Here is a 19,900-nt window from a genome sequence, read left to right on the forward strand (position 1 = left end):
CCAGCGGACTACCAACCAAGCACTTGCTAGGTTACGCTCGTGGCCATGAGTGAAGCCCTCATCCCGCCCGCTCTGGGCCCGGCCGACCTCGGCCCCGACTCGACGCCGGTCGCCTACGAGGTCGGTGGACCGGAGAATGCCGTCGCCTACGTGACGCTCAACCGCCCCGAGTACCGCAACGCCCAGAATTCGGTGATGACGTACTCGCTCGACGCGGCGTTCCGTCGTGCCGTCGACGACGCCGCGGTGAAGGTCGTCGTGTTGCGGGCGAACGGCAAGCACTTCTCGGCCGGCCACGACATCGGTACACCGGAACGCGACTTCGACGCCTTCTACGACAACGTCGCGACGCTGCACTGGGATCACACCGACCGCTCCGGCGCCGACCAGCGCCTCGCGCGGGAGATCGAGGTGTACATGGGTATGTGCCGTCGCTGGCGGGACATCCCCAAACCGGTCATCGCACAGGTCCACGGCGCCTGCATCGCGGGTGGCCTGATGTTGGCGTGGGTCTGCGATTTCATCGTCGCCTCCGACGACGCGTTCTTCTCCGACCCGGTCGCCCGCATGGGCATCCCGGGCGTCGAGTACTTCGCGCACGCCTTCGTGCTCGGGCCGCGACGCGCGAAGGAGATCCTGTTCACCGGCGAACGTTTCACCGCGGCGCAGGCCGCCGACTGGGGCATGGTCAACCACGTCGTGCCGCGCGACGAACTGGCCGCGAAGGTCGATGCGATCGCCGAGAAGATGGTCACGATGCCGATGCAGGGCCTGTTCCTGTCGAAGAAGGCGGTCAACATCTGCGAGGACCAGATGGGCCTGCGCAATTCGATGGACTCGGTGTTCGGGTGGCATCACTACGCGCATTCGGCCAATGCCGAGGCGGGCGGCGATTCGCTCGGTGGGATGGATGCGAAGTCGATGAAATCCGCGGCACAGCAGGGGGGCTGACGTGGACCTGCTGTTCGACGACGCCGCACAGTCCTTCCGGGCCGAGGTCCGCGCCTGGCTGGGGGCACATGTACCTTCCGAACCACTCCCGTCGATGGACACCGCCGAGGGTTTCGAGGCACACCGCGAGTGGGAACGCATCATGGCGGCCGACCGTATGTCGGTGGTCAGCTGGCCCACCGAGTACGGCGGCCGCGACGTCCCGCTACTGCACTGGCTGATCTTCGAGGAGGAGTACTACCGGTCCGGGGCGCCGGGACGGGTGAGCCAGAACGGGATCTTCCTGCTCGCGCCGACACTGTTCGAGCACGCCCACCCCGATCAGCTGGCCCGCATCCTGCCGCGGATGGCGCGCGCCGACGACATCTGGGGGCAGGCGTGGAGCGAACCCGAGGCCGGGAGTGACCTCGCATCGTTGCGGTCCACGGCCACCCGCACCGAGGGCGGATGGCTGCTCAACGGGCAGAAGACGTGGTCTTCCCGATCGAGCTTCGCGGACCGGGCCTTCGGCCTCTTCCGCTCCGACACGACCGCCAAACGACATCGGGGGTTGACGTATTTCATGTTCGACCTGCGCAGTCCCGGTGTCACGGTGCGCCCGATCGCCCAGCTCGATGGTGAACCGGGGTTTGCCGAACTGTTCCTCTCCGACGTCTTCGTCCCCGACGACCCCGCCAAACCCGGCGACTCGGGAGTGATCGGCGACGTCGACAACGGGTGGCGTGTCGCGATGAGCACGGCCGCCAACGAACGCGGCCTGTCGCTGCGCCCCCCCGGCCGGTTCCTCGCCACCACCGATCGGCTCGTCGAGGCGTGGAAGACCCATCGCGACACCGTGCCGTCCACCGCGAATGTCGATGCGCGGGTCGCGGATGCGTGGATCGGCGCGCGGGCCTACGAGCTGTCGACCTATCAGACCGTCAGTCGACTCGCCGCCGGCGGGCAGCTGGGCACGGAGTCGTCAATCAACAAGGTGTTCTGGTCACAGTGGGATATCGCCGCCCACGAGACCGCGTTGGACCTGCAGGGCGTCGACGCCGAACTGGACGATGCCTGGACAGATGGTTATCTCTTCTCGCTATCCGGGCCGATCTACGCCGGTACCAACGAGATTCAGCGCAACGTGATCGCCGAACGCCTCCTCGGGCTGCCGCGCGGGGACCGGTGACGACCATGGAATTCCTACTCTCCGATGTCCACGACGACCTCGCGGCCACCGTCGACGCACTGCTGACCAAGGCGGATGTGGCCTCGCGCGCCCGGTCCTGGATCGACGGTGATCGTCGGCCGGTGGCGGAAGTCTTTGTCGCCCTTGCCGAGACCGGGGTCAATGGGCTGCTCATCGATGAATCATCGGGTGGATCGTCGGCCGGCGCGATCGAACTCGTGGTGGCGATGGAGCAGATCGGTCGCCACGCGCTGCCCGGGCCGGTCGTGGAAAGCATCGCCGTCTTACCGGTCCTGTTCCGGTCGGCGGAGGTGACCGGCCCGGCGCTCAGCGACCTCGCCGAAGGCCTGTTCGCGACGGTGGCGGTCGCTCCGATGGCCCCGCTCGCACCCACCGCCGATGTCACGTACATCGTTCACGACGCGACCCTGAGCACCGCGACGATCGGCGCGCCGTACCCGACGGTCGATCCGACGCGTTGGGTCGCCGAGCTGATCCCGGCCGAGATCCTGGCCGCGGGCGTCGACGTCGATGACGCGGTGGACATGGGCACCCTGGCCACCGCAGCACAACTACTCGGACTCGCCGACGCGATGCTGACCCTCGCGGCCGAGTATGCGCAGGCCCGCACCCAGTTCGGGCGGCCGATCGGGTCGTTCCAGGCGGTCAAACACCATCTGGCCGACGTCGCGATCGCGGTCGAGATGGCGCGGCCCTTGGTGCACGCGGCGGCGCTCGGGGTCGACGGACTCGTGCCGGAGGGCACCGATGTCCGTCGCGACGTGGCGGCGGCCAAGGTGGCCGCCGGTGACGCCGCCTACCTGGCGTCGCGGCGCGCGCTGCAGGTCCTCGGCGCGATCGGCTACACCGCCGAGCACGACCTGTCGCTGTATCTGACCAAGACACGAGCGCTGCTGACCGCGTGGGGAACCCCCGCGGTGCTGCGGCAGCGGATTCTGGAGTCGCTGTGACGATCGCCGACGTCGCTCCCATCTCCGCCGAGGACCGTGAGGCCCTCGCGGATGCCGTGCGGGAGCTGCTCCGACGGCGGACCGATTCGGCCTCGGCACGCGCCGCAATGGGTGCCACGCCGCGTATCGACCGCGGACTGTACGACACGTTGTGCACGGAGATCGGCGTGGCCGCGTTGCCGATTCCCGAGGACTACGGGGGTGCGGGTGCGGGTTTCGCCGAAACGGGTGTCGTCCTCGAAGAGCTCGGGGCGTCAGTGGCGCCGGTCCCGGTCTTCGCAACGTCCCTGGCGACGGCAGCCCTGCTGATCGCCGACGACACGCAAACGAATCGTCGTTTGCTGCCTCCGATCGCCTCGGGCGAACGCATCGCCACCGTGTGCTGGGCCGGCCGTGCCGGATGGAAATGCCCCGGAGTGGTGGCCAACGGCGGACTGCTCAGCGGCACTGCCGATTACGTGATCGATGGAGAATCCGCAGACCTGTTCGTGGTCCTGGCCGGCAGTCCCGGCGGCGTGACCCTCCACGCGGTCGACGTGCACGCAGACGGCGTCACCGTGACGCCGCAGCCGGTGGTCGACCCGAGCCGCCCGCTGTCACGGGTCAGCTTCGACGAGGCACCGTCGACGACCATCCCCGGCCGCCCCGAACTACTCACACGGCTGCGCGCCCACGCCTGGGCGCTCCTGTCGGCCGAGCAGGTCGGCGGCGCGGCGGCGGCGCTACACCTGACGGTCGAGTACACCAAGTCGCGCAAGCAGTTCGGCCGGATCATCGGCTCGTTCCAGGCGCTGAAGCATCGGATGGCCGACATGTACACGCTGGTGGAGACGTCACGGTCGATCTCGCGTGCCGCGCTCGCCGCGGTGGCCGCCGGCGACCCCGACGCCGACGATCTGGCCGCGGCCGCCCACGTCTGGTGCTCCGAGGCCTTCCAGACAGTCGCCGGTGAAGGTATCCAGCTCCACGGCGGTATCGGGATCACCGCCGAGCACGACATCGGGCTCTACTTCAAGCGTGCGCACAGCGCGGCGCAATTGTTCGGACAGCCCCACGAGGTGGTCGCCGAGCTGAGCGATCGGGTCGTGCGTCAGGGGTAGGTGATGATCTCGTCTCCGGTGGTTGCGTTGCGCCACACGATGATCCGGCCCGGGTACATGACCGGTACCCAGAGGCCCAGGTGTTTGAACTGATGGCAGGGAATGCAGAGCGGTGCGAGATTGGCGGGTACGCTCCAGCCGCCGGCCACCGGATTCTGGTGGTCGAACGGAACGATGTGGTCGAGTTGGCAGTCGGTCGCGGGGTGATCGCACCAGGGGCCGCGGCAGGTCTGGTCGGTGAGCAACACCTCGCGGCGTAGCGCGTCGGTCGGCTGGTAGATCAGGGCACCGGTCGGTGGGGCAACGAGGCCGCCATGACCGGACGGATCGACCGGCCTCAGGTCGCCGACGTCGTTGGGTGGCCGTGATCGGGTGACGATCGGGCCGGGTGCGATCAGATGATTCGGGGCGATCGTGCCCGCTCGGCGCGGGCGACCCTTCCGCAGTCCTTGTGTGTCGTCGCCGGCGCGGGCTTCGCGGTAGAGGCCTTGCCACGTGGCGTCGTCGGCGAGGGCTCGGGCGAGGTCCGGGTCGATGACGCCGTAGCCGTCGACACGCGGCACCATCTCGCCGGTGAGCCCGGCCAGCGTGAGAGCGTCGGTCACGACGGACACGACGGATGCAGTGGGCATCGTCGCTATCTCGGTCGAGGGATGCCCTTGCTCGGTTGTCTTCTTTGGACAGTCGCTGTGCCCGCAACCGCATTCGATGGTGTCGAGCCCGCGCATGATCGCGGCGAGTGCGGCAACACGTTTCTGTCCGATCGTGCGGGGATCGTTCTCGCAGAGATCCCGGGCTATGAGTTCGGCGAGCCGGTCCTTCAGATATTGGCCGTCGGCAAGAGGCACCAGCGCGTCGATGCCCCAGTGGCCGTGCGCCTCCTTGCTGATGCGGACGTCCTGCTGCTGAGTGAACTCGTCGCGCTGCTCGGCGGCCGCACCGGGATCGGCCTCGATGATCAGTTCGTCGAGCTTGTCACCGAGTTGGCTACCGCTGATCGGCTGGCGGGCCAACCCAAGCGCCGCTGCCGCCAAGCTGTCACGCAACCCTTCCTCGAGCGCGGCCAGCCTATTGGCGATGATGCGGGCCCGGTGCTCGGACAGCTCGCCGTCGAGGAATGCGGTCATGATCGTGGGCAACTGCTGCAGACGCTCGCCCAGCTCGATCCATTTGCCGGCCGTCATCGTCGGCACGCCGAGCCGATACGAGACCTCTCGGACCGCGGCCTTCTCGGGCATCTTCTTGATGCTGGCATTACCGCACATCTCCAGCACCCGCTCGAATGCCAGCTGTCCGACCCGGTGAGCGGTCACGATTTTGCGGGCCGCGGCCTGACGTTCGAACCGGGTCAGATCCTGGCCGAGATCGATCAACTCGTCCGCGGACAGGTTCGCCACCCGGGCGAGATCCGCTTGCGCGTCGGCCATTTCGAACATATGTGCACAATAGCGCCAGCCACCGACAGGATTCGTCGCCAGATCCGCTCCGGCATACCGGTCGGTGGAGCACAATCTGGGTATGGCGAACGATCCTCGGATGGGCTCGGTCGACGCGGTGTTGTTCGGCGTCGAAGGCGATCCCCTGTTGCGTTCGGTCATCACGGTGGTCGTGATGCTCGACGGCGAGCCCGATCGATCGGCGCTTCTGGAGCGATCCGACCGCTGGTCACGGGTCTACCCCAAGCTGAGGCAGCGCCCGGTGGGGAGTTCGATGTCGGTGGCACCGCCCCGCTGGGAGACCGACCCCAACTTCGATTTCGAATATCACATCCGCTTCCGGCGCCTGCCACGTCGCCACGGGGCTCCTGCCGACGTCCTGGAGTACGCGGAGCGGATGAGTGAGCAGGACTTCGATCACGCACGCCCATTGTGGGAGATGGCGGTTCTGACCGACCTGGACGACGGCGCGGCGGCCGTGATCCTCAAGATCCATCACTCGATCACCGATGGCATGGGTGGCATGCAGATGAGTTCGGTTCTCTTCGACCGCACGCCTGAGCCTCCCGATCTGGGACCGTTGCCCAAGCCGCCCGTACCGCATCACGCAAACCTCGTCGAGAGGATCCGCCAGGCGACGGACTTCGAGGCGAAGGAGATCGTGTCAAACTTGTCCGTGGCCGCCGGGCGGTTCGTCGGCGGCACGAAAGACCTGCTGACCAACCCGATCGATTCCACGGTTGCGGCCGGCGCGCTGACCGTCGCGACAGCCAAGATGATCGCGCCACAGGGACCACCGCTGTCGCCGCTCATGAAAGACCGCTCACTCTCGGTGGCCTTCACCACCCTCGAGTTTCCGCTCCCCGATCTCCAGGCTGTCGCCACTGCCACCGAGTCCACGATCAACGAGGTGTTCGTCGCCGCCGTGGCGGGTGGGCTGCGGCGATACCATCTACGCCAGGGGACCGATGTTCACGCGCTCCGGGTCAACATGCCGGTCAGCAACCGGTCAGAGACCGATGCCCCGGGTGGGAACCGATGGATTCCGGCACGCTTCATCGTTCCCACCGATACCGACGACCCCGTGGATCGGATCCGTGAACTGCGTCCGATCCTGCACGGCGCCCAGCATGATCCGGCGCTCGGTGTTTCCGGAATCCTCTACCGGTTGCTGACGGCGCTGCCGCGCCAGGTCACCACGATGGCCGTCGGGTCGATGATGAAGGGGGTCGACTTCGTGGCCACCAACGTGCCCGGACCACCGGTCGACGTGTACATGGCCGGAGCCAAGGTCACCGCGGTCATTCCGTTCGCGCCGAAGGGCGGTGCCGCAACCAACATCGCCCTGCTCTCCTATGCCGGCCGGGTGCTCCTCGGCATCAACAGCGACCCGGCCGCGGTGAGCGATCCGGGTGAATTGACAACGTGCATCCGGGAGGGATTCGACGAGATCCTTGCACTGGGGGCGCAGCGCGCCGCGGTCGGGCTGACCTTGGTCGATCAGGTCACGAAGGCCTCTCTGACCGAGGATTCCGTCAAGCCGTAGTCGGCCAGGCTGTAGTGGTGCTGCGGCTTGCGGTCTCCGGTGCGGCTCTCGGTGTCGAGGGCGGCCATCGCGGCCCTCGCCGAGGAGGACACTTCGGCGCCGAGGGCGTTATAGATGTGCTCGACGGTGCCGAACGGGTTGGTGCGCAGATCATCGAAGTCGATGTCCAGGAACTGATCCGGGTTGTATCGGCACCGTGCGGCCTCGAACGCGCGCAGCCCACGGGACCAGAGTTCGAGCTGTGTCGCACCGATCCGGTCGCCGACGAAGGTCGTCGACCAGCCCGGTGTCGCGTGCTCGGCGAGACTGCACATGGAGGCGATGATGGTCTCCGGTGGGCGATGCGTCTGGATGACCAGAGCATCGGGATAGACCGCCATGAGCGCGTCGAGGACGAACATGTGACTCGGGTTCTTCAGCACCCAGCGCTTCTCCGGGTCGTTGAGGCCGATCATCTGCAGGTTCTGCCGGTGTCGTCGGTAGGCCGGCGTCCAGTCCTGCTCCGACAGCCACCTCGAGTACGTCGGAAGGTAGGCCAGTGACTCATACGAGATCGACATGACGTTCTGCCGCAACAACTGCCAGCACTCCTCGACCTCGCCGGCCTCGAGGTAGTGCATGCCCATGAACTCGGGGTTGTCGACGTGGTGCTTCTCGAGGCCGGCATTGATCTGCCGGTAGACCGGATTCTGCGCCCAGGTGTCGCGGGGCGGGCGAGGTTGCGGGAACTCCGCCAGCCACATCTGCAACCCTTGATGCGCGGGGTCCGCGGAGAGCAGCCGATGCAGCGCCGTCGTGCCGGTGCGCGGCAGACCCGTGACGAAGACCGGTCGCGTGATCGGCACGTCGACATACGACGGATTGGCCCGCCACGATACCTCCGACAGCAGCCGCGCGATCAACGCGCCCTTGAGGAAGAAGCGGAACATCTTGCTGCCGAGTTCGGTGAGTTCGGCATCGCGGGCGTAGGACTCGAGCAGAACCTCGAGCGCCTCGAGGTGGTCCGGATCCCCGAAGTCGTCGAGACCGGTTGCCCGGGTGGCGGATTCGTGCAGATCGACAACCGTACCGACGTTGATGCGTGCCGCACTAGTCATGGTATTCACCGCAGTTCACGTCGAGGGTGTGGCCGGTGATCGCGCTCGCCATCGGAGAGGCGAGGAACACCACGGCCTCGGCGATCTCGTCCGGCTCCGGGAGTCGCTTGAGGTCCGAGCGGCTCGCGGTCTGCTCGTAGACCTGTTCGGATGTGATCCCGTATTTCTTGGCGACCTCGCCGAAGTACCACTTGAGCTGGTCATCCCAGATGTAGCCGGGTGCGACGGAGTTGATCCGGATCCCCTTGTCGCCGAGTTCGGTGGCCAGCGTCTGCGACATCGCCAGCAGCGCCGACTTGGCCATCTTGTAGCTGCCGTAGCGGGGTTCGGAATGCCGGATGACCATCGAGTTTATGTTGACGATGTTGCCGTTCGTCTTCGCGAGCGGATCGGTGAAGGCCTTGATGACCCGCAGGGTACCGAGGACGGTCAGGTCCAGGCTCGCGGCGATCTGGTCGAAATCGGTGCGTGCCAACGGTTTCATCGACGGGAGCGCGAACGCGTTGTTGATCACCGCGTCGACACGTCCGAACTCGTCGAGGGTGGATCCGACCAAGCCGGCGACGGCGTCGTCGTCGGCGATGTCGGTCGGCACGACCAGCGATGTGCCACCGGCGGTGGCGATCTCGTCGGCCACCTCCTTGAGTCGTGATTCGGTGCGGGCGGCCAGCACGACCCGGGCACCGGCCGCCGCGGCACGCAGGCCGATGGAGCGCCCCAGACCCGGTCCCACCCCGGACACCACGACGACCTTGTCGGCGAGCAGCCCTGTCGGCGTCATCCCAGCATCCTTGCCGCGAACGCACGTTGTCGCGCCGCGATCCGGTCGACCCAACCCGCTTCGGGGATGACGTTGTCGCAGAAGTAGGGCAGATGCTCACGCACATCGTCGATGTCGATGACCTGCGCGCTCGGACCGTCCTCCGGCCGGATGGGATGATCGACCCGCTGCCAACGGAACTGCATGATGCCGGTGATCCGTCCGGTGGTCTCGATCCAATTCGCCACCCCCGGGTTCCGTCGGGCGATGACCATCCGGATCATGCCGTCCGGGTCGACCTGCGCCTGCGCCGAATTGAGGCTGGTCTGATGGTTGACGTAGTCCAGCGAGATGTACCACATGCTGCCGAGCTGGAAACCCTGATACGGCGCATCCGACTTCGGCACCGTGATGACCATGGCCTCGTTGTCGGCGAGCCGGTAATGGCCGACCGACGAGTACTGGGTGGCGAGCCCGCCCGGGGTTCGGCGCGGTGTGGTGAGGGTGTTGACGGGCTCGTCGAGGTAGAACCATTTCGGGAAGTTGAACCAGGTGTTGATCCGTGCGGTGAGCATCTTGCCGGCGGTCGCGTACCGGCGGACAACACGGGCGAGATCGGGTTCGTCGGGTGCGGTGCCGACGGTGTCGACGCGTTCGATCCAGATGGTGCCCTTGTGCTGCGTCCAGTCGCCATAGACCTCGCGGACGGCGAGCATCGTGGCGCCGTCGGCAAGGACGAAGTAGTCGTCATGGTCGGTGTCGATGGGCGGGCCGAAGGTGATCGTGAAATCGCCGTTCGCGTCGATCACGATCCGACGGTCGTCGAAGGCGTCGTCGCCGCCGGGGACCGTGTCGGGGGTGTAATCGCCGGTGAGCACCTGGAAGCTCAGATCCACGGTGCTGCCGCGATGTCCACGCACCAGATAGGTTCCGTCGGGCTCGATGTCGGCGTGGTAATAGAGTGTGTCGGGGTTGTCGAGGCCCATCTTGGTCATCGGCCCGGTGGACGTCACGAAGTTCGGATGGCTGAGCTGCCGGGATCTGACCAGCTGCACGATCGCCGCGACACTCCCGGCGAGGTAGTCGTATCCCTCGGCCAGGTCCTGCTCGGTCTCGACGAACCGCGCCGAGGCAATGAGTTTTTCGGCCTCGGCGATCGCGTCGGTCAGCGGCTTGGTCACATCCGTCGGCCGCGTGATCACAGCCACGTATCGCCTCCGGTCCAGGTGAGAAAGCTCTCCAACTCGGCCTGCGCCGGTGTGACCCGAGGATGTTCCGTCGACAGGTAGCCGCCGCGATAGAACAGCAACGGCTTGTCCTGCAACACTTCTCCGAGAGTGAGCGCGCGTCCGATGACGATGTGGTGATCGCCGCCGTCGGTCACTCGTGCCACGTCGCACTCGACCCAGGTGAGGCCGTGCCGGATCACCGGCAGGCCCGCGGGCGACGGGTCCCAGGTGACGTTGCGGAACTTGTCGTCGCCCGGGGCGCCGAAGGCCGCACTGACGTCCTGCTGGCGGTTGGACAAGACGTTCACGCAGAACTGGCCGGTCTGTTCGATAACCTGCCAGCTTCGGGACGTCTTCTTCGGGCAGAACAGCACCAGCGGCGGTTCGAGCGACAGCGCCGCGAACGACTGACAGGCGAAGCCGACCGGTGCACCGTCGGCATCGAGCGTGGTGATGACGGTGACGCCGGTGCAGAACTGTCCCATTGCGGTCCGGAACTGCCGTGAGTCGAAATCCGCGGAGCCGTAGGGAGTCCGGGTCATGTCAGTTCTTGAAGCCGACGGAGAAGTCATGGCCCCAGAGGCTCACCGCGGTGGATTCCCGGGCGATCCACTTGTCGTCGTCGACGGTTCTTCCCTCGCAGCCGAATTCGACGTCGAATCCGCCAGGGGTCTTCATGTAGAACGACAGCATCAGGTCGTTGACGTGTCGGCCCAGCGTGGCCGACATCTTGACCTTCTTGCGCAGCGCCCGATCCAGACAGAGTCCGACGTCGTCGGAGTTCTCCACCTCCACCATCACGTGTACGATGCCGGTGCTGTTGGGGATGGGCAGGAACGCGAGCGAATGATGGCGCGGGTTGCAGCCGAGGAAGCGCAGCCAGGGTGACTCGTCGCCCTCCTCGCGTCCGACGGCCTGCGGCGGCAATCGCATCGAGTCACGCAGGCTGAAACCCAGCACGTCACGATAGAAGGACAGCGCGGCCTTGTCGTCGTCGCAGGTCAGCACAACGTGCCCGAGTCCCTGCTCACCGGTGACGAACCGGTGCCCGTACGGGCTGACGACGCGCCGATGTTCGAGCGCCACCCCACAGAAGACCTCCAGGGTGTTGCCGGCCGGGTCGTCGAAGACGATCATCTCGACGACACGGCGGTCGGCGAGTTCCTCGTCCTTGGCTTCCCGGAAGATCACCCCGGCCGACCCGAGCCTGTCCCGAACCTCTTGTAGTGCTTGCGCATTGGCGCACTCCCAGCCGGCGCACCCGAGGTGGTCACGGTCCGACGGAACGATCACCAGCCGAGCGGGGAAATCGTCCATCCGCAGGTACAGCGCCCCCTCGGTGAGCCCGCGTCCCTCCACCGTGCCGAGCACCTTGAGGCCATAATCGCGCCAGGCGTCGACGTCGGTGGCCTCGATCCGCATGTACCCGAGAGACCGAATCGGACTGTCACTCATCTCCAACACTCCTGTCATCGTGCTGCGGTGCGGTCAGACCATGGTGTCGCCGATGGGAATCCCGAACTCGCCGTTGCCGAAGGCGACGTAGGCACGCTCGGGATCGTTGGCGGCGTGCACGCGTCCGGCGTGGGCGTCGCGCCAGAAACGCTGGATCGGGGTGCCGTTCTCCAGGGCATGCGCACCAGAGTTCTCGAAGAGCCGGTCGATCGCCGCGATGGCGCGGCCGGTGGCGCGCACCTGATCTCGGCGGGCGGCCAGGCGCAGTTCCATGGGGATCTCCTCGCCGGCGAGAATCCGGTCGTATTCGTCCTGCAGATTCCCGGACAGCTGCCGCCAGGCGGCGTCGATGTCGCTGGCGGCCTCCGCGATCCGGACCTTGGCGAACGGGTCCTCCTTGGCCTTCTCCCCCGCGTACGCGGCGCGGACGCGTTTGCCCTGATGCTCCACATGGGCGTGGTAGGCGCCGTAGGCCATGCCGACGATGGGCGCCGAGATGGTGCTCGGATGGATGGTGCCCCACGGCATCCTGTAGACCGGCGCGGTGTTCTGTTTCAGGCCCGGGCTCTGCCCCATGCTCATGGTCCGCATGCTCAGCATCCGGTGCCGCGGCACGAACACGTCCTTGACCTCGAGGGTGTTGGAGCCGGTGCCGCGCAGTCCGACCACATTCCACACATCCTTGATGGTGTAGTCCGTGCGCGGGATGAGGAAGCTGACGAAATCGACCGGCTTGCCGTCCTTGATCACCGGCCCGCCGACGAACGCCCAATCGGCGGCGTCGCAGCCCGACGACCACGCCCAGGAGCCGTTGACCTTATAGCCGCCGTCGACGACCTCGCCCATACCCATCGGCGCATAAGAGGAGCTGATCCGCACCGAGGTGTCGCGGCCCCAGACGTCCTCCTGCGCCTGCTGATCGAACAGCGCGAGGTGCCAGTTGTGGATGCCGATGATGCCGGACACCCAACCGGTCGATCCGCATGCGGTGGCGATGCGACGGACCGCCTCGTAGAAGGTGACCGGGTCGACCTGATAGCCACCCCACTGTTCGGGCTGCATCAGCTTGAAGAATCCCGCACCCTCGAGGCTGGAGACGGTCTCGTCGGGAATGCGCCGTAGATCCTCGGTCTGCTGGGCCCGCTGCTCGATCTCGGGCAGGAGTGCGTTGATCTTCTCCAACACCTGCTCGGCCGCTGCGCCCCCGGCGTCTGATCCCTTCGGCATCTCGTCCGCTCCTCGTCTGTGCGCGACGACCACGCGGTCGTCCCTGGTTCCCGTCAGTTCTGAGATTAGAACACGTTCTCATTTATGTCGAGCACTGCGACTTTGGGCCCACATCCTGGCCCGATCCCCAACCCGAGGCCCGATCTGCTCACCATTTCTGTAACATGTTCTAGTATCGGCATGAGGCGATTCGCGCCGAATGAGCGAGTCACGCATCGTCAGATGACAGGAGTGGCGGATGTCAGCGACACCCGAGACAGCGACACCCGAGACAGCGACACCCGAGACAGGGACACCCATTCGCGAGATCGACACGGGCGCTCCTCCGTCGCGGTTCGCGCGCGGCTGGCACTGCCTTGGCCTGGTCGACGAGTTCACCGACGGCAAGCCGCATTCCGTGCAGGCGTTCGGCACGAAGTTGGTGGTGTGGGCCGATCAGGACGACAACATCAACATCCTCGACGCCTATTGCCGCCATATGGGTGGTGACCTCAGCCAGGGCAGCATCAAGGACGGTAACGTCGCATGCCCGTTCCATGGCTGGCTCTGGAAGGGCAACGGCCGATGCGCCGGCGTGCCGTATGCCAAGCGGAACCCGAAATTGGCGAAGACGCGCGCCTGGCCCACGATGGTTCGCAACGGACAGGTGTTCGTCTACAACGACCCCGAGCGCAATCCGCCGCCCTCCGACTGCGTCATCCCCGAACTCGATGAGGTCGGTACCCAGGAATGGACCGGCTGGACGTGGAACCGCATCGTCATCGAGGGGTCGAACTGCCGCGAGATCATCGACAACGTCGTCGACATGGCGCACTTCTACTACGTGCACTACGCACTGCCGGACTACTTCAAGAACGTTTTCGAGGGCGAGATCGCCGCCCAGTACATGAACTCCCACGGGCGGCCCGACGTGTCGTTCGGGACGAACTACGGTGACAGTCGACTCGAGTCCGTCGCCGCGTACTACGGTCCGGCCTACATGCTCAACCCGATGGTGCAGTACTACGGCGATTTCGCGATCGAGACCATCCTGACCAACTGCCACTACCCGATCGATGCCAACTCGTTCGTCCTCATGTACGGGGTGATGGCGAAGGTTCCCGAGGGCCTCACCACCGAACAGGCACAGTCGATGGCGCAGAAGATCACCGCGGGTGTCGAGGTGGGATTCCTACAGGATGTGGAGATCTGGAAGAACAAGACCCGCATCGACAATCCGCTGCTGGTCGAGGAGGACGGCCCGGTCTATCAGCTGCGCCGCTGGTACGAACAGTTCTACGTCGACTCCGCCGATGTCACCGAGGAGATGACGCAGCGGTTCGAGTACGAGATCGACACCAGCAAGGCGCTCGAGAGTTGGGGTGTGGAGATCCAGGAGAATCTCCACCGCCAGGAGACCGAAGCCGCCGAAGCCGCAGCTGCAGCCGGGGCGGCGTCGGAGAAGGCCGAGGTCTGAGCCGATGCCCCGGGCGGTCGAGCGGGACGGTGGCACCGGGATATCGGGCTGGGCCAAAGCGCCCGACTTCCACGGCGATCCGGCGCACCTTGCCGCGGTCCATGCGGCGACCGAACGCGATCGCGCCCATTATCTGCGCGGCGGCATGGCCGAGATCGAATGCCGGACCTGTCAGGCATGCGTGATGGTGAAGAAGACCAGCGCATTCCACACCAGCGTCCAGTGGAACCCGCAGGCACGGGCACGGTGTACCGGGTTGGAGCGATCCGAGGATTCCGGGAAGGCGTTGCTACCCGGCGCCGTGCCGCCCACGTGCCCACGGCTGTCGGCGAGCATCGATCACGGCGTCGCGGAAGGCATCATTGCGGCGCAGTCCCCGGACAGCGATCCTGACGGATATTGGTGACAGTGACAGGTTTCATCGGCCAGACTTTGGTGGCATGGCGATTCTTCGACATCATGTGGCCGGTCTGATCTGCTCGGCGTGCCTCGTGGTCGCGTTGCCGCTGATGGCGAACGCGCCGGCCGCTGCCGAAAGCGGATCGGCGGATATGGGCTCATCGGGTTCGGCCGGGTCGTCGGACATCTACCTGCCCGTGTCGACGCCCGCGGGTCTGCAGGCGCTCGCCGCGGCCTCCACCCAGCTCGGCAAGCCCTACAAGTGGGGTGGCACGGGACCCAACTCGTGGGACTGCTCCGGCCTGACGCAATGGGCCTTCTCGACGGCCGGAGTCCATCTGCCACGCACCAGCCAGCAGCAGTCGAAGGTCGGTCACGCGATCCCAGCCTGGGCGCTGGCCCCTGGCGACATCATCATCTTCTGGCACGACGCGAGTCACGTCGGGATCTACGCCGGGTTCGGTCAGGTCCTGAACGCATACGGGCCCAACGGCGTACCGGTCGGATTCAATCCTCTTGACCGGATGCCGCCGGTCAAGACGATCCGCCGGCTGGGGTGAGGGCCACGGCGACCACCAGCCCGATCAGCACGATGCTGACAACCGTGACCCCGACCAACCCGTAGCCAACGCCGACGAGCGGCGAATCCTGGCTCAGCGCATCGTTCACCCGCTCGTCGAACAGGTGCGCTGCCGGGTCCGCCAGCACCGGGATCGCAGCGACGAGAGCGGCGACGGCGCCCAGACCGACGATGACGACCGCCGGCCAGCGCAGCCGCGGCCGCCACCATGCCAGTGCCGCAACCACCGCGATCACCGTACCGAGCACAACAGTCGCCAGCCCGGGGCGCAGCGTGTGCTCCTCGAGGAAGGCCACGTCCCCGGGCTCCGCTCCGGGAACCGAGACCCGACCGAGTCCGGTGATGGACGGCTGCACCCCTTGGTCCGAGACACCCCACGGGACAAGGCTGAACGCCACCAGGAGGAGCCCGGCCACCAGCGCGATCGGCCAGGTGAACCTGCGTACCGATGCCCGGGCGCGATCGGTTCCGTCACTCATTTCTCAAGGGTGCCATGAGACCGCGGTGGCGCTCCGGGCGCGACGCCGCCCGGGAGACGTGGTCCTTCGCGCGTATCCGGCGTGTCTCCGATGAGTTTCCGCCACGCTGAAGGTCAGCCGTGGTGGAGCATCCAAACCCTTGGAAGGACTCGAAATGAGCGAGTACTCGGCGCCGGTCGGCGCCCCGATCTGGTTCGATCTGATGAGCAGCAACCCCGCGAAGGCCGCCGAGTTCTACGGCGAGATCTTCGGCTGGGAGGTCGACGCCCCGCCCAACGAGGAGTTCGGTGGATACCAGAACTTCATGAAGAACGGGCATACGGTGTGCGGTCTGTCGCCGGCGATGCCCGGCACTCCGCCCAACATCTGGTCGGTGTATCTACGCACCGATGATGCCGAGGCCACCGCCAAAGCCGCCGAGGCCGCGGGCGGGACGGTCGTCGTGCCGCCGATGGCGATTGCGGATCTCGGGTCGATGATGACCATCGCCGACCCGGCGGGCGCGGCGATCGGGTTCTGGCAGCCCGGGACCCATGCGGGGTTTGCCGAGTGGGGCGAACACGGCACCCCGTACTGGTTCGAGTGCCACAGCAAGGACTACCCGAAATCGATCGAGTTCTACACGGCCCTCCTCGGAGCACGCATCGAGGAGATCGGCACCGGTGGCGATCCGGATGCGGTTGGTCCCGACGCCTACGGTCAGGTCTTCCTCGGTGAGAACTCCTACTGCGGGATCATGGACGCGTCCAAGATCCATCCGGCGGAGGTGCCGTCGTTCTGGCAGGTCTACATCACCGTGGATGACGTCGACGCCACGGTGAAGCAGATCGAGTCACTGGGCGGCCAGATCATGATGCCTGGCGAGGTGACCCCCTACGGGACGCTCGCAGCGGTCACGGACCCGATGGGTGCCGCCTTCTGCCTCGGGCATCCGCCGGCCGGGATGTAGGCGACTCGGTCGGTAACTGATGGAGGTCATTCCAGTAGCTGATCGAGGCGGAACTCGACGAGGGTGCGCATGCGCAGCGCCGTCGTGCTGCGCTGCACGCCGTCGATGTCGAGGATGAGCCCGGCGACGCGGTAGAGATCGTCCGCGTCCCGGGCCACCACCTGCACCAGGAGGTCGGTGGCGCCGCTGAGTCCGAGGACCTCGACCACCTCGGGAATCTGTTCGAGCGCCACCGACACCTCGGTCAGCATGCGCTGGGTCACCTCGGTGAACACGTAGGCCGTAATCGAATAACCCAACGCCTCGGTGTCGATCCGACGGTCGAACCCGTGGAGCACGTCGGTCTCCTCCCAGCGCGCCAGACGTGCCTGAACGGTGTTGCGCGACAGACCGGTTCGTTGCGCCAGCGCGCTGGTCGTGGCCCGCGGTGCGCGGATCAGCGCCCGCAGGATTCGTTGGTCGGTACCGTCGAATCTCAATGTGTTGCGCATCGTGACCATCCCGTCTCGACCTCCAGAGCGAGATCTGTGCATTCTGCTCAACGTCAAGCAAATCTCTTGCACACTATGCCAGTCGACGAGGACACTCGGAGACGTTCTGCACAATCCACACGCCAGGAGACGACGATGACTACGTATTCCCCACCCCCGGCCGGTGACGTGGCCCGCGATGTCGACTCCGTCCTCGAGGAGATCTCCCGGCGGGTGCTCTGGACCTCGACGGCGATCGTGCACCACGCGAACCGGGTGCGCCCGAATCCGTCCGGATTGAAGGTCGGCGGACATCAGGCATCATGTGCGTCGATGGTCTCGATCATGACCGAACTCTGGTTCTCCCAGCTCCGATCCGGTGATCGGGTCTCCGTGAAGCCGCACGCCGCACCAAATCTCCACGCGATCAACTACCTTCTCGGGGAACTCGATGCGGACCATCTACCGCGGCTGCGGGAATTCGGCGGCCTGCAGAGCTATCCGAGCCGCACAAAGGATCCCGACACCGTCGACTACTCGACCGGCTCGGTGGGCATCGGTGCCACGGCTCCCATCTGGGGTGCGATGGCGCGGCGCTACGTGACGACGGCGTTCGGTTCGGCCGGCACTGGTCGGCAGTATTCGCTGGTGGGTGACGCCGAGCTCGACGAGGGTGCGGTGTGGGAGGCCATCCTGGATCCGTCGGTGCCCGAGCTCGGCGAGATCGTCTGGATCGTCGACCTCAATCGCCAGTCGCTCGACCGCGTCGTGCCCAATATCGCGGCCGGGCGTCTGGAGGCGATGTTCGCCGCGGCGGGATGGCAGGTGATCACGGTGAAGTGGGGCCACCTGCTGGACGAGCTGTTCGCGCGCCCGGGCGGTGACGCACTCCGTACCCGGATCACCGATATGCCGAACCCGGAATACCAACGACTACTGCGGTGCCGCGACGACGAGATCCGCTCCCGGCTCCCGGGCGACGGGCCCGACGCCGAACAGATCGCCTCGCTGCTCGCCGGTCTGGACGACGCCACCCTGCATGCGGCCATCCGCAACCTCGGAGGTCACGACCTGGGCGCATTGCGTGCGGCGTTCGCGGGCATCGACGACACCCGACCGACCGTCATCCTCGCCTACACCATCAAGGGCTACGGGCTGCCGACGCAAGGACATCCACAGAACCATTCGACTCTGCTGACCGAGGAGCAATTCGCCGGCCTCGCCGAGGAATTGGGTGAGGACCCTGCCCATCCGTGGCACCGTTTCGACGCGGGTTCCCCGGCGGGTGAACTCTGTGCGGCCACGGCTGCCCGCCTGGCCCGCGACCCCGTGCCCGCACCCGTGGACCTCGACGTGCCCACCGACCTCACCCGGATTCCGACGGCGGTCTCCACCACTCAGGCCGCGCTCGGCCGGACACTGCTCGACCTGACGCGAGAGGCACCCGACGTCGCCCGCCGGGTGATCACGGTGAGCCCCGATGTCACGTCCTCGACGAATCTGGCCGGCTGGCTGAACAAGGTGGGCGTGTGGTCACCGACGGAGCGTCGCGACTGGTTCGACGACGACCGCGAGACGATCATGCACTGGCGGGAGCGACCCACCGGCCAGCACATGGAGCTCGGGATCGCCGAGACCAACCTCGTCGGGCTCATCGGTGAGCTGGGCGCCACCTGGAGCCGCTGGGGCCAACCACTGCTCCCGATCGGGGTCCTCTACGACCCCTTCGTCGAACGGGCCTTGGAGCCATGGTCATTCGGCATCTATGCCGGCGGGCAGTCCATCCTCGTCGGAACCCCCGCCGGCGTCTCGCTTGCGCCCGAAGGTGGTGCGCACCAATCGATAAAGACCCCGTCGATCGGTCTCGAACAACCCGGATGTGTGAGCTACGAACCGGCGTTCGCGCTCGACGTCGAGTGGACGCTGCTGGATTGCCTGGCACACATGGGCAAGCCGGGCGGACGATCCGCATACCTGCGGCTGTCGACCCGACCCGTCGAGCAGAAGCTGGCCGCGGCGCCGACCGACCCGGCCGCACGGGAGCGGCGACGGAGGCAGGTCGTCGCGGGTGCCTATGCCCTGCGACGTGCGGCGGATCCGGCGGTGACCATCGTCGCTGTCGGCGCCATGGTGACCGACGCGCTGGCCGCCGCAGATCGGTTGGCCCAGATGGACATCGAGTGTGATGTCGTGGTGATCACCAGTCCCGGCCTGGTCTTCGAGGCCTTGCAGTCCCGACGTGGTCGGGGCGCGGCGCCCACCTGGATCCTCGATCAGGTGTTCCCCGCCGATCGGGCGACGCCGATGGTCACCGTCCTCGACGGTCACCCACACACCCTGAGCTTCGTCCCGACGATCAACCGTGTCGAGTCGATAGCCCTGGGTGTGACGACCTTCGGCCAATCCGGTTCTCTCGACGAGGTGTACCGGCTACACGGCATCGACGAGGACTCGATCATCCGGGCCGCACTCGACCTGATGGACTGAGCCACACGCGGAACTCACTTGCATGACCGTCTTCAGGCGAAAGCGACCAAAAGAATGCCGTTATCATTCTCTAGCTAGCCTATTTCCATGCATGGTAACCTCCTTCTTAGACAACTGTCCAAGTAGCGTAGGAAGTGCCT

At 66.3% G+C, this 19,900-nt stretch carries 19 protein-coding genes; 10 read left to right on the forward strand and 9 right to left on the reverse strand.

Annotated elements, in window-relative coordinates:
• The first annotated feature begins 45 nt into the window (after window positions 1–45).
• Genes GORHZ_RS08260 through GORHZ_RS08275 form a run of 4 tightly spaced genes read left to right on the forward strand, consistent with a single transcriptional unit; the run spans window position 46 to window position 4,190 of the window.
• On the forward strand, window positions 46–951 hold the full coding sequence (locus GORHZ_RS08260; protein WP_040530739.1) for an enoyl-CoA hydratase: 906 nt from the start codon (window positions 46–48) through the stop codon (window positions 949–951).
• Window position 952: 1 nt separating this feature from the next.
• Window positions 953–2,119: an acyl-CoA dehydrogenase family protein gene (locus tag GORHZ_RS08265; RefSeq protein ID WP_006331954.1), complete on the forward strand. Its 1,167-nt coding sequence runs from the start codon at window positions 953–955 to the stop codon at window positions 2,117–2,119.
• A 5-nt stretch (window positions 2,120–2,124) separates the two neighbouring features.
• The gene (locus GORHZ_RS08270; protein ID WP_006331956.1) at window positions 2,125–3,090 is read left to right on the forward strand and encodes an acyl-CoA dehydrogenase family protein; all 966 of its coding nucleotides are present in this window, start codon (window positions 2,125–2,127) and stop codon (window positions 3,088–3,090) included.
• A complete protein-coding gene (locus GORHZ_RS08275; RefSeq protein ID WP_006331958.1) occupies window positions 3,087–4,190 on the forward strand; it encodes an acyl-CoA dehydrogenase family protein in 1,104 nt (367 codons plus the stop codon). The genes GORHZ_RS08270 and GORHZ_RS08275 overlap by 4 nt, the downstream gene beginning before the upstream one ends.
• On the opposite strand, the gene GORHZ_RS08280 is transcribed toward GORHZ_RS08275, so the two are convergent.
• Complete coding sequence (locus GORHZ_RS08280) at window positions 4,181–5,626, reverse strand: HNH endonuclease (protein ID WP_006331966.1); 1,446 nt, start codon at window positions 5,624–5,626, stop codon at window positions 4,181–4,183. The two genes, GORHZ_RS08275 and GORHZ_RS08280, sit on opposite strands and share 10 nt — an antisense overlap.
• An 82-nt stretch (window positions 5,627–5,708) precedes the next feature.
• Between GORHZ_RS08280 and GORHZ_RS08285 the strand changes: the two genes are divergently transcribed.
• Entirely contained in the window at window positions 5,709–7,172 is a 1,464-nt protein-coding gene (locus GORHZ_RS08285; protein ID WP_157205110.1) for a wax ester/triacylglycerol synthase domain-containing protein, read from the forward strand.
• On the opposite strand, the gene GORHZ_RS08290 is transcribed toward GORHZ_RS08285, so the two are convergent.
• Genes GORHZ_RS08290 through hsaA form a run of 6 tightly spaced genes read right to left on the reverse strand, consistent with a single transcriptional unit; the run spans window position 7,127 to window position 12,940 of the window.
• Complete coding sequence (locus tag GORHZ_RS08290; RefSeq protein WP_006331976.1) at window positions 7,127–8,269, reverse strand: sulfotransferase family protein; 1,143 nt, start codon at window positions 8,267–8,269, stop codon at window positions 7,127–7,129. The two genes, GORHZ_RS08285 and GORHZ_RS08290, sit on opposite strands and share 46 nt — an antisense overlap.
• Complete coding sequence (locus tag GORHZ_RS08295) at window positions 8,262–9,050, reverse strand: SDR family oxidoreductase (RefSeq protein WP_006331977.1); 789 nt, start codon at window positions 9,048–9,050, stop codon at window positions 8,262–8,264. Before GORHZ_RS08295 ends, GORHZ_RS08290 begins: the two co-directional genes overlap by 8 nt.
• Entirely contained in the window at window positions 9,047–10,237 is a 1,191-nt protein-coding gene (locus GORHZ_RS08300) for a hypothetical protein (protein WP_006331978.1), read from the reverse strand. The genes GORHZ_RS08295 and GORHZ_RS08300 overlap by 4 nt, the downstream gene beginning before the upstream one ends.
• The gene (gene hsaB / locus GORHZ_RS08305; RefSeq protein ID WP_006331979.1) at window positions 10,228–10,800 is read right to left on the reverse strand and encodes a 3-hydroxy-9,10-secoandrosta-1,3,5(10)-triene-9,17-dione monooxygenase reductase subunit; all 573 of its coding nucleotides are present in this window, start codon (window positions 10,798–10,800) and stop codon (window positions 10,228–10,230) included. Before hsaB ends, GORHZ_RS08300 begins: the two co-directional genes overlap by 10 nt.
• A 1-nt stretch (window position 10,801) precedes the next feature.
• Window positions 10,802–11,713: an iron-dependent extradiol dioxygenase HsaC gene (gene hsaC, locus GORHZ_RS08310; RefSeq protein WP_006331980.1), complete on the reverse strand. Its 912-nt coding sequence runs from the start codon at window positions 11,711–11,713 to the stop codon at window positions 10,802–10,804.
• A gap of 33 nt (window positions 11,714–11,746) precedes the next feature.
• Window positions 11,747–12,940, reverse strand: coding sequence for a 3-hydroxy-9,10-secoandrosta-1,3,5(10)-triene-9,17-dione monooxygenase oxygenase subunit (gene hsaA / locus GORHZ_RS08315; RefSeq protein ID WP_006331981.1), 1,194 nt, complete (start codon window positions 12,938–12,940; stop codon window positions 11,747–11,749).
• Between the two features lie 238 nt (window positions 12,941–13,178).
• Here hsaA and GORHZ_RS08320 point away from each other — a divergent pair, with 238 nt between their 5' ends.
• The 3 genes from GORHZ_RS08320 to GORHZ_RS08330 are packed head-to-tail and all read left to right on the forward strand — an operon-like array spanning window position 13,179 to window position 15,355.
• Window positions 13,179–14,396, forward strand: coding sequence for a 3-ketosteroid-9-alpha-monooxygenase, oxygenase component (locus GORHZ_RS08320; RefSeq protein ID WP_006331982.1), 1,218 nt, complete (start codon window positions 13,179–13,181; stop codon window positions 14,394–14,396).
• 4 nt (window positions 14,397–14,400) lie between these two features.
• Window positions 14,401–14,802 (forward strand): hypothetical protein, encoded by a 402-nt coding sequence (locus GORHZ_RS08325; protein ID WP_006331984.1) that lies wholly within the window; start codon window positions 14,401–14,403, stop codon window positions 14,800–14,802.
• Between the two features lie 34 nt (window positions 14,803–14,836).
• Window positions 14,837–15,355: a C40 family peptidase gene (locus tag GORHZ_RS08330; protein WP_040530740.1), complete on the forward strand. Its 519-nt coding sequence runs from the start codon at window positions 14,837–14,839 to the stop codon at window positions 15,353–15,355.
• Here the strand turns inward: GORHZ_RS08330 and GORHZ_RS08335 are convergent.
• Window positions 15,330–15,854: a hypothetical protein gene (locus GORHZ_RS08335; RefSeq protein WP_006331986.1), complete on the reverse strand. Its 525-nt coding sequence runs from the start codon at window positions 15,852–15,854 to the stop codon at window positions 15,330–15,332. The two genes, GORHZ_RS08330 and GORHZ_RS08335, sit on opposite strands and share 26 nt — an antisense overlap.
• 154 nt (window positions 15,855–16,008) lie before the next feature.
• Here GORHZ_RS08335 and GORHZ_RS08340 point away from each other — a divergent pair, with 154 nt between their 5' ends.
• Window positions 16,009–16,803 carry a VOC family protein gene (locus GORHZ_RS08340; protein ID WP_006331987.1) on the forward strand — a complete coding sequence of 265 codons (795 nt, stop codon included), beginning with the start codon at window positions 16,009–16,011 and terminating at the stop codon, window positions 16,801–16,803.
• Window positions 16,804–16,829: 26 nt separating this feature from the next.
• On the opposite strand, the gene GORHZ_RS08345 is transcribed toward GORHZ_RS08340, so the two are convergent.
• Entirely contained in the window at window positions 16,830–17,303 is a 474-nt protein-coding gene (locus GORHZ_RS08345; RefSeq protein WP_006331988.1) for an Lrp/AsnC family transcriptional regulator, read from the reverse strand.
• 126 nt (window positions 17,304–17,429) lie between these two features.
• Here GORHZ_RS08345 and GORHZ_RS08350 point away from each other — a divergent pair, with 126 nt between their 5' ends.
• Window positions 17,430–19,760, forward strand: a complete 2,331-nt coding sequence (locus GORHZ_RS08350; protein WP_006331989.1) for a thiamine pyrophosphate-binding protein — start codon at window positions 17,430–17,432, stop codon at window positions 19,758–19,760.
• Window positions 19,761–19,900: the final 140 nt, after the last annotated feature.

The sequence above is a fragment of the Gordonia rhizosphera NBRC 16068 genome (genome assembly GCF_000298195.1).
GTDB lineage: Bacteria > Actinomycetota > Actinomycetes > Mycobacteriales > Mycobacteriaceae > Gordonia > Gordonia rhizosphera.

Excerpts from the sequence above, each read along its gene's own strand:
- GORHZ_RS08280 (WP_006331966.1), bottom strand. The coding sequence starts at position 5,626 with ATGTTCGAAATGGCCGACGCGCAAGCGGATCTCGCCCGGGTGGCGAAC.
- hsaB (WP_006331979.1), bottom strand. The coding sequence starts at position 10,800 with ATGACCCGGACTCCCTACGGCTCCGCGGATTTCGACTCACGGCAGTTC.
- GORHZ_RS08340 (WP_006331987.1), top strand. The coding sequence starts at position 16,009 with ATGAGCGAGTACTCGGCGCCGGTCGGCGCCCCGATCTGGTTCGATCTG.
- GORHZ_RS08270 (WP_006331956.1), top strand. The coding sequence starts at position 2,125 with ATGGAATTCCTACTCTCCGATGTCCACGACGACCTCGCGGCCACCGTC.
- GORHZ_RS08285 (WP_157205110.1), top strand. The coding sequence starts at position 5,709 with ATGGCGAACGATCCTCGGATGGGCTCGGTCGACGCGGTGTTGTTCGGC.
- hsaC (WP_006331980.1), bottom strand. The coding sequence starts at position 11,713 with ATGAGTGACAGTCCGATTCGGTCTCTCGGGTACATGCGGATCGAGGCC.
- GORHZ_RS08335 (WP_006331986.1), bottom strand. The coding sequence starts at position 15,854 with ATGAGTGACGGAACCGATCGCGCCCGGGCATCGGTACGCAGGTTCACC.
- hsaA (WP_006331981.1), bottom strand. The coding sequence starts at position 12,940 with ATGCCGAAGGGATCAGACGCCGGGGGCGCAGCGGCCGAGCAGGTGTTG.
- GORHZ_RS08260 (WP_040530739.1), top strand. The coding sequence starts at position 46 with ATGAGTGAAGCCCTCATCCCGCCCGCTCTGGGCCCGGCCGACCTCGGC.
- GORHZ_RS08330 (WP_040530740.1), top strand. The coding sequence starts at position 14,837 with ATGGCGATTCTTCGACATCATGTGGCCGGTCTGATCTGCTCGGCGTGC.
- GORHZ_RS08350 (WP_006331989.1), top strand. The coding sequence starts at position 17,430 with ATGACTACGTATTCCCCACCCCCGGCCGGTGACGTGGCCCGCGATGTC.
- GORHZ_RS08320 (WP_006331982.1), top strand. The coding sequence starts at position 13,179 with ATGTCAGCGACACCCGAGACAGCGACACCCGAGACAGCGACACCCGAG.
- GORHZ_RS08295 (WP_006331977.1), bottom strand. The coding sequence starts at position 9,050 with ATGACGCCGACAGGGCTGCTCGCCGACAAGGTCGTCGTGGTGTCCGGG.
- GORHZ_RS08290 (WP_006331976.1), bottom strand. The coding sequence starts at position 8,269 with ATGACTAGTGCGGCACGCATCAACGTCGGTACGGTTGTCGATCTGCAC.
- GORHZ_RS08345 (WP_006331988.1), bottom strand. The coding sequence starts at position 17,303 with ATGGTCACGATGCGCAACACATTGAGATTCGACGGTACCGACCAACGA.
- GORHZ_RS08325 (WP_006331984.1), top strand. The coding sequence starts at position 14,401 with ATGCCCCGGGCGGTCGAGCGGGACGGTGGCACCGGGATATCGGGCTGG.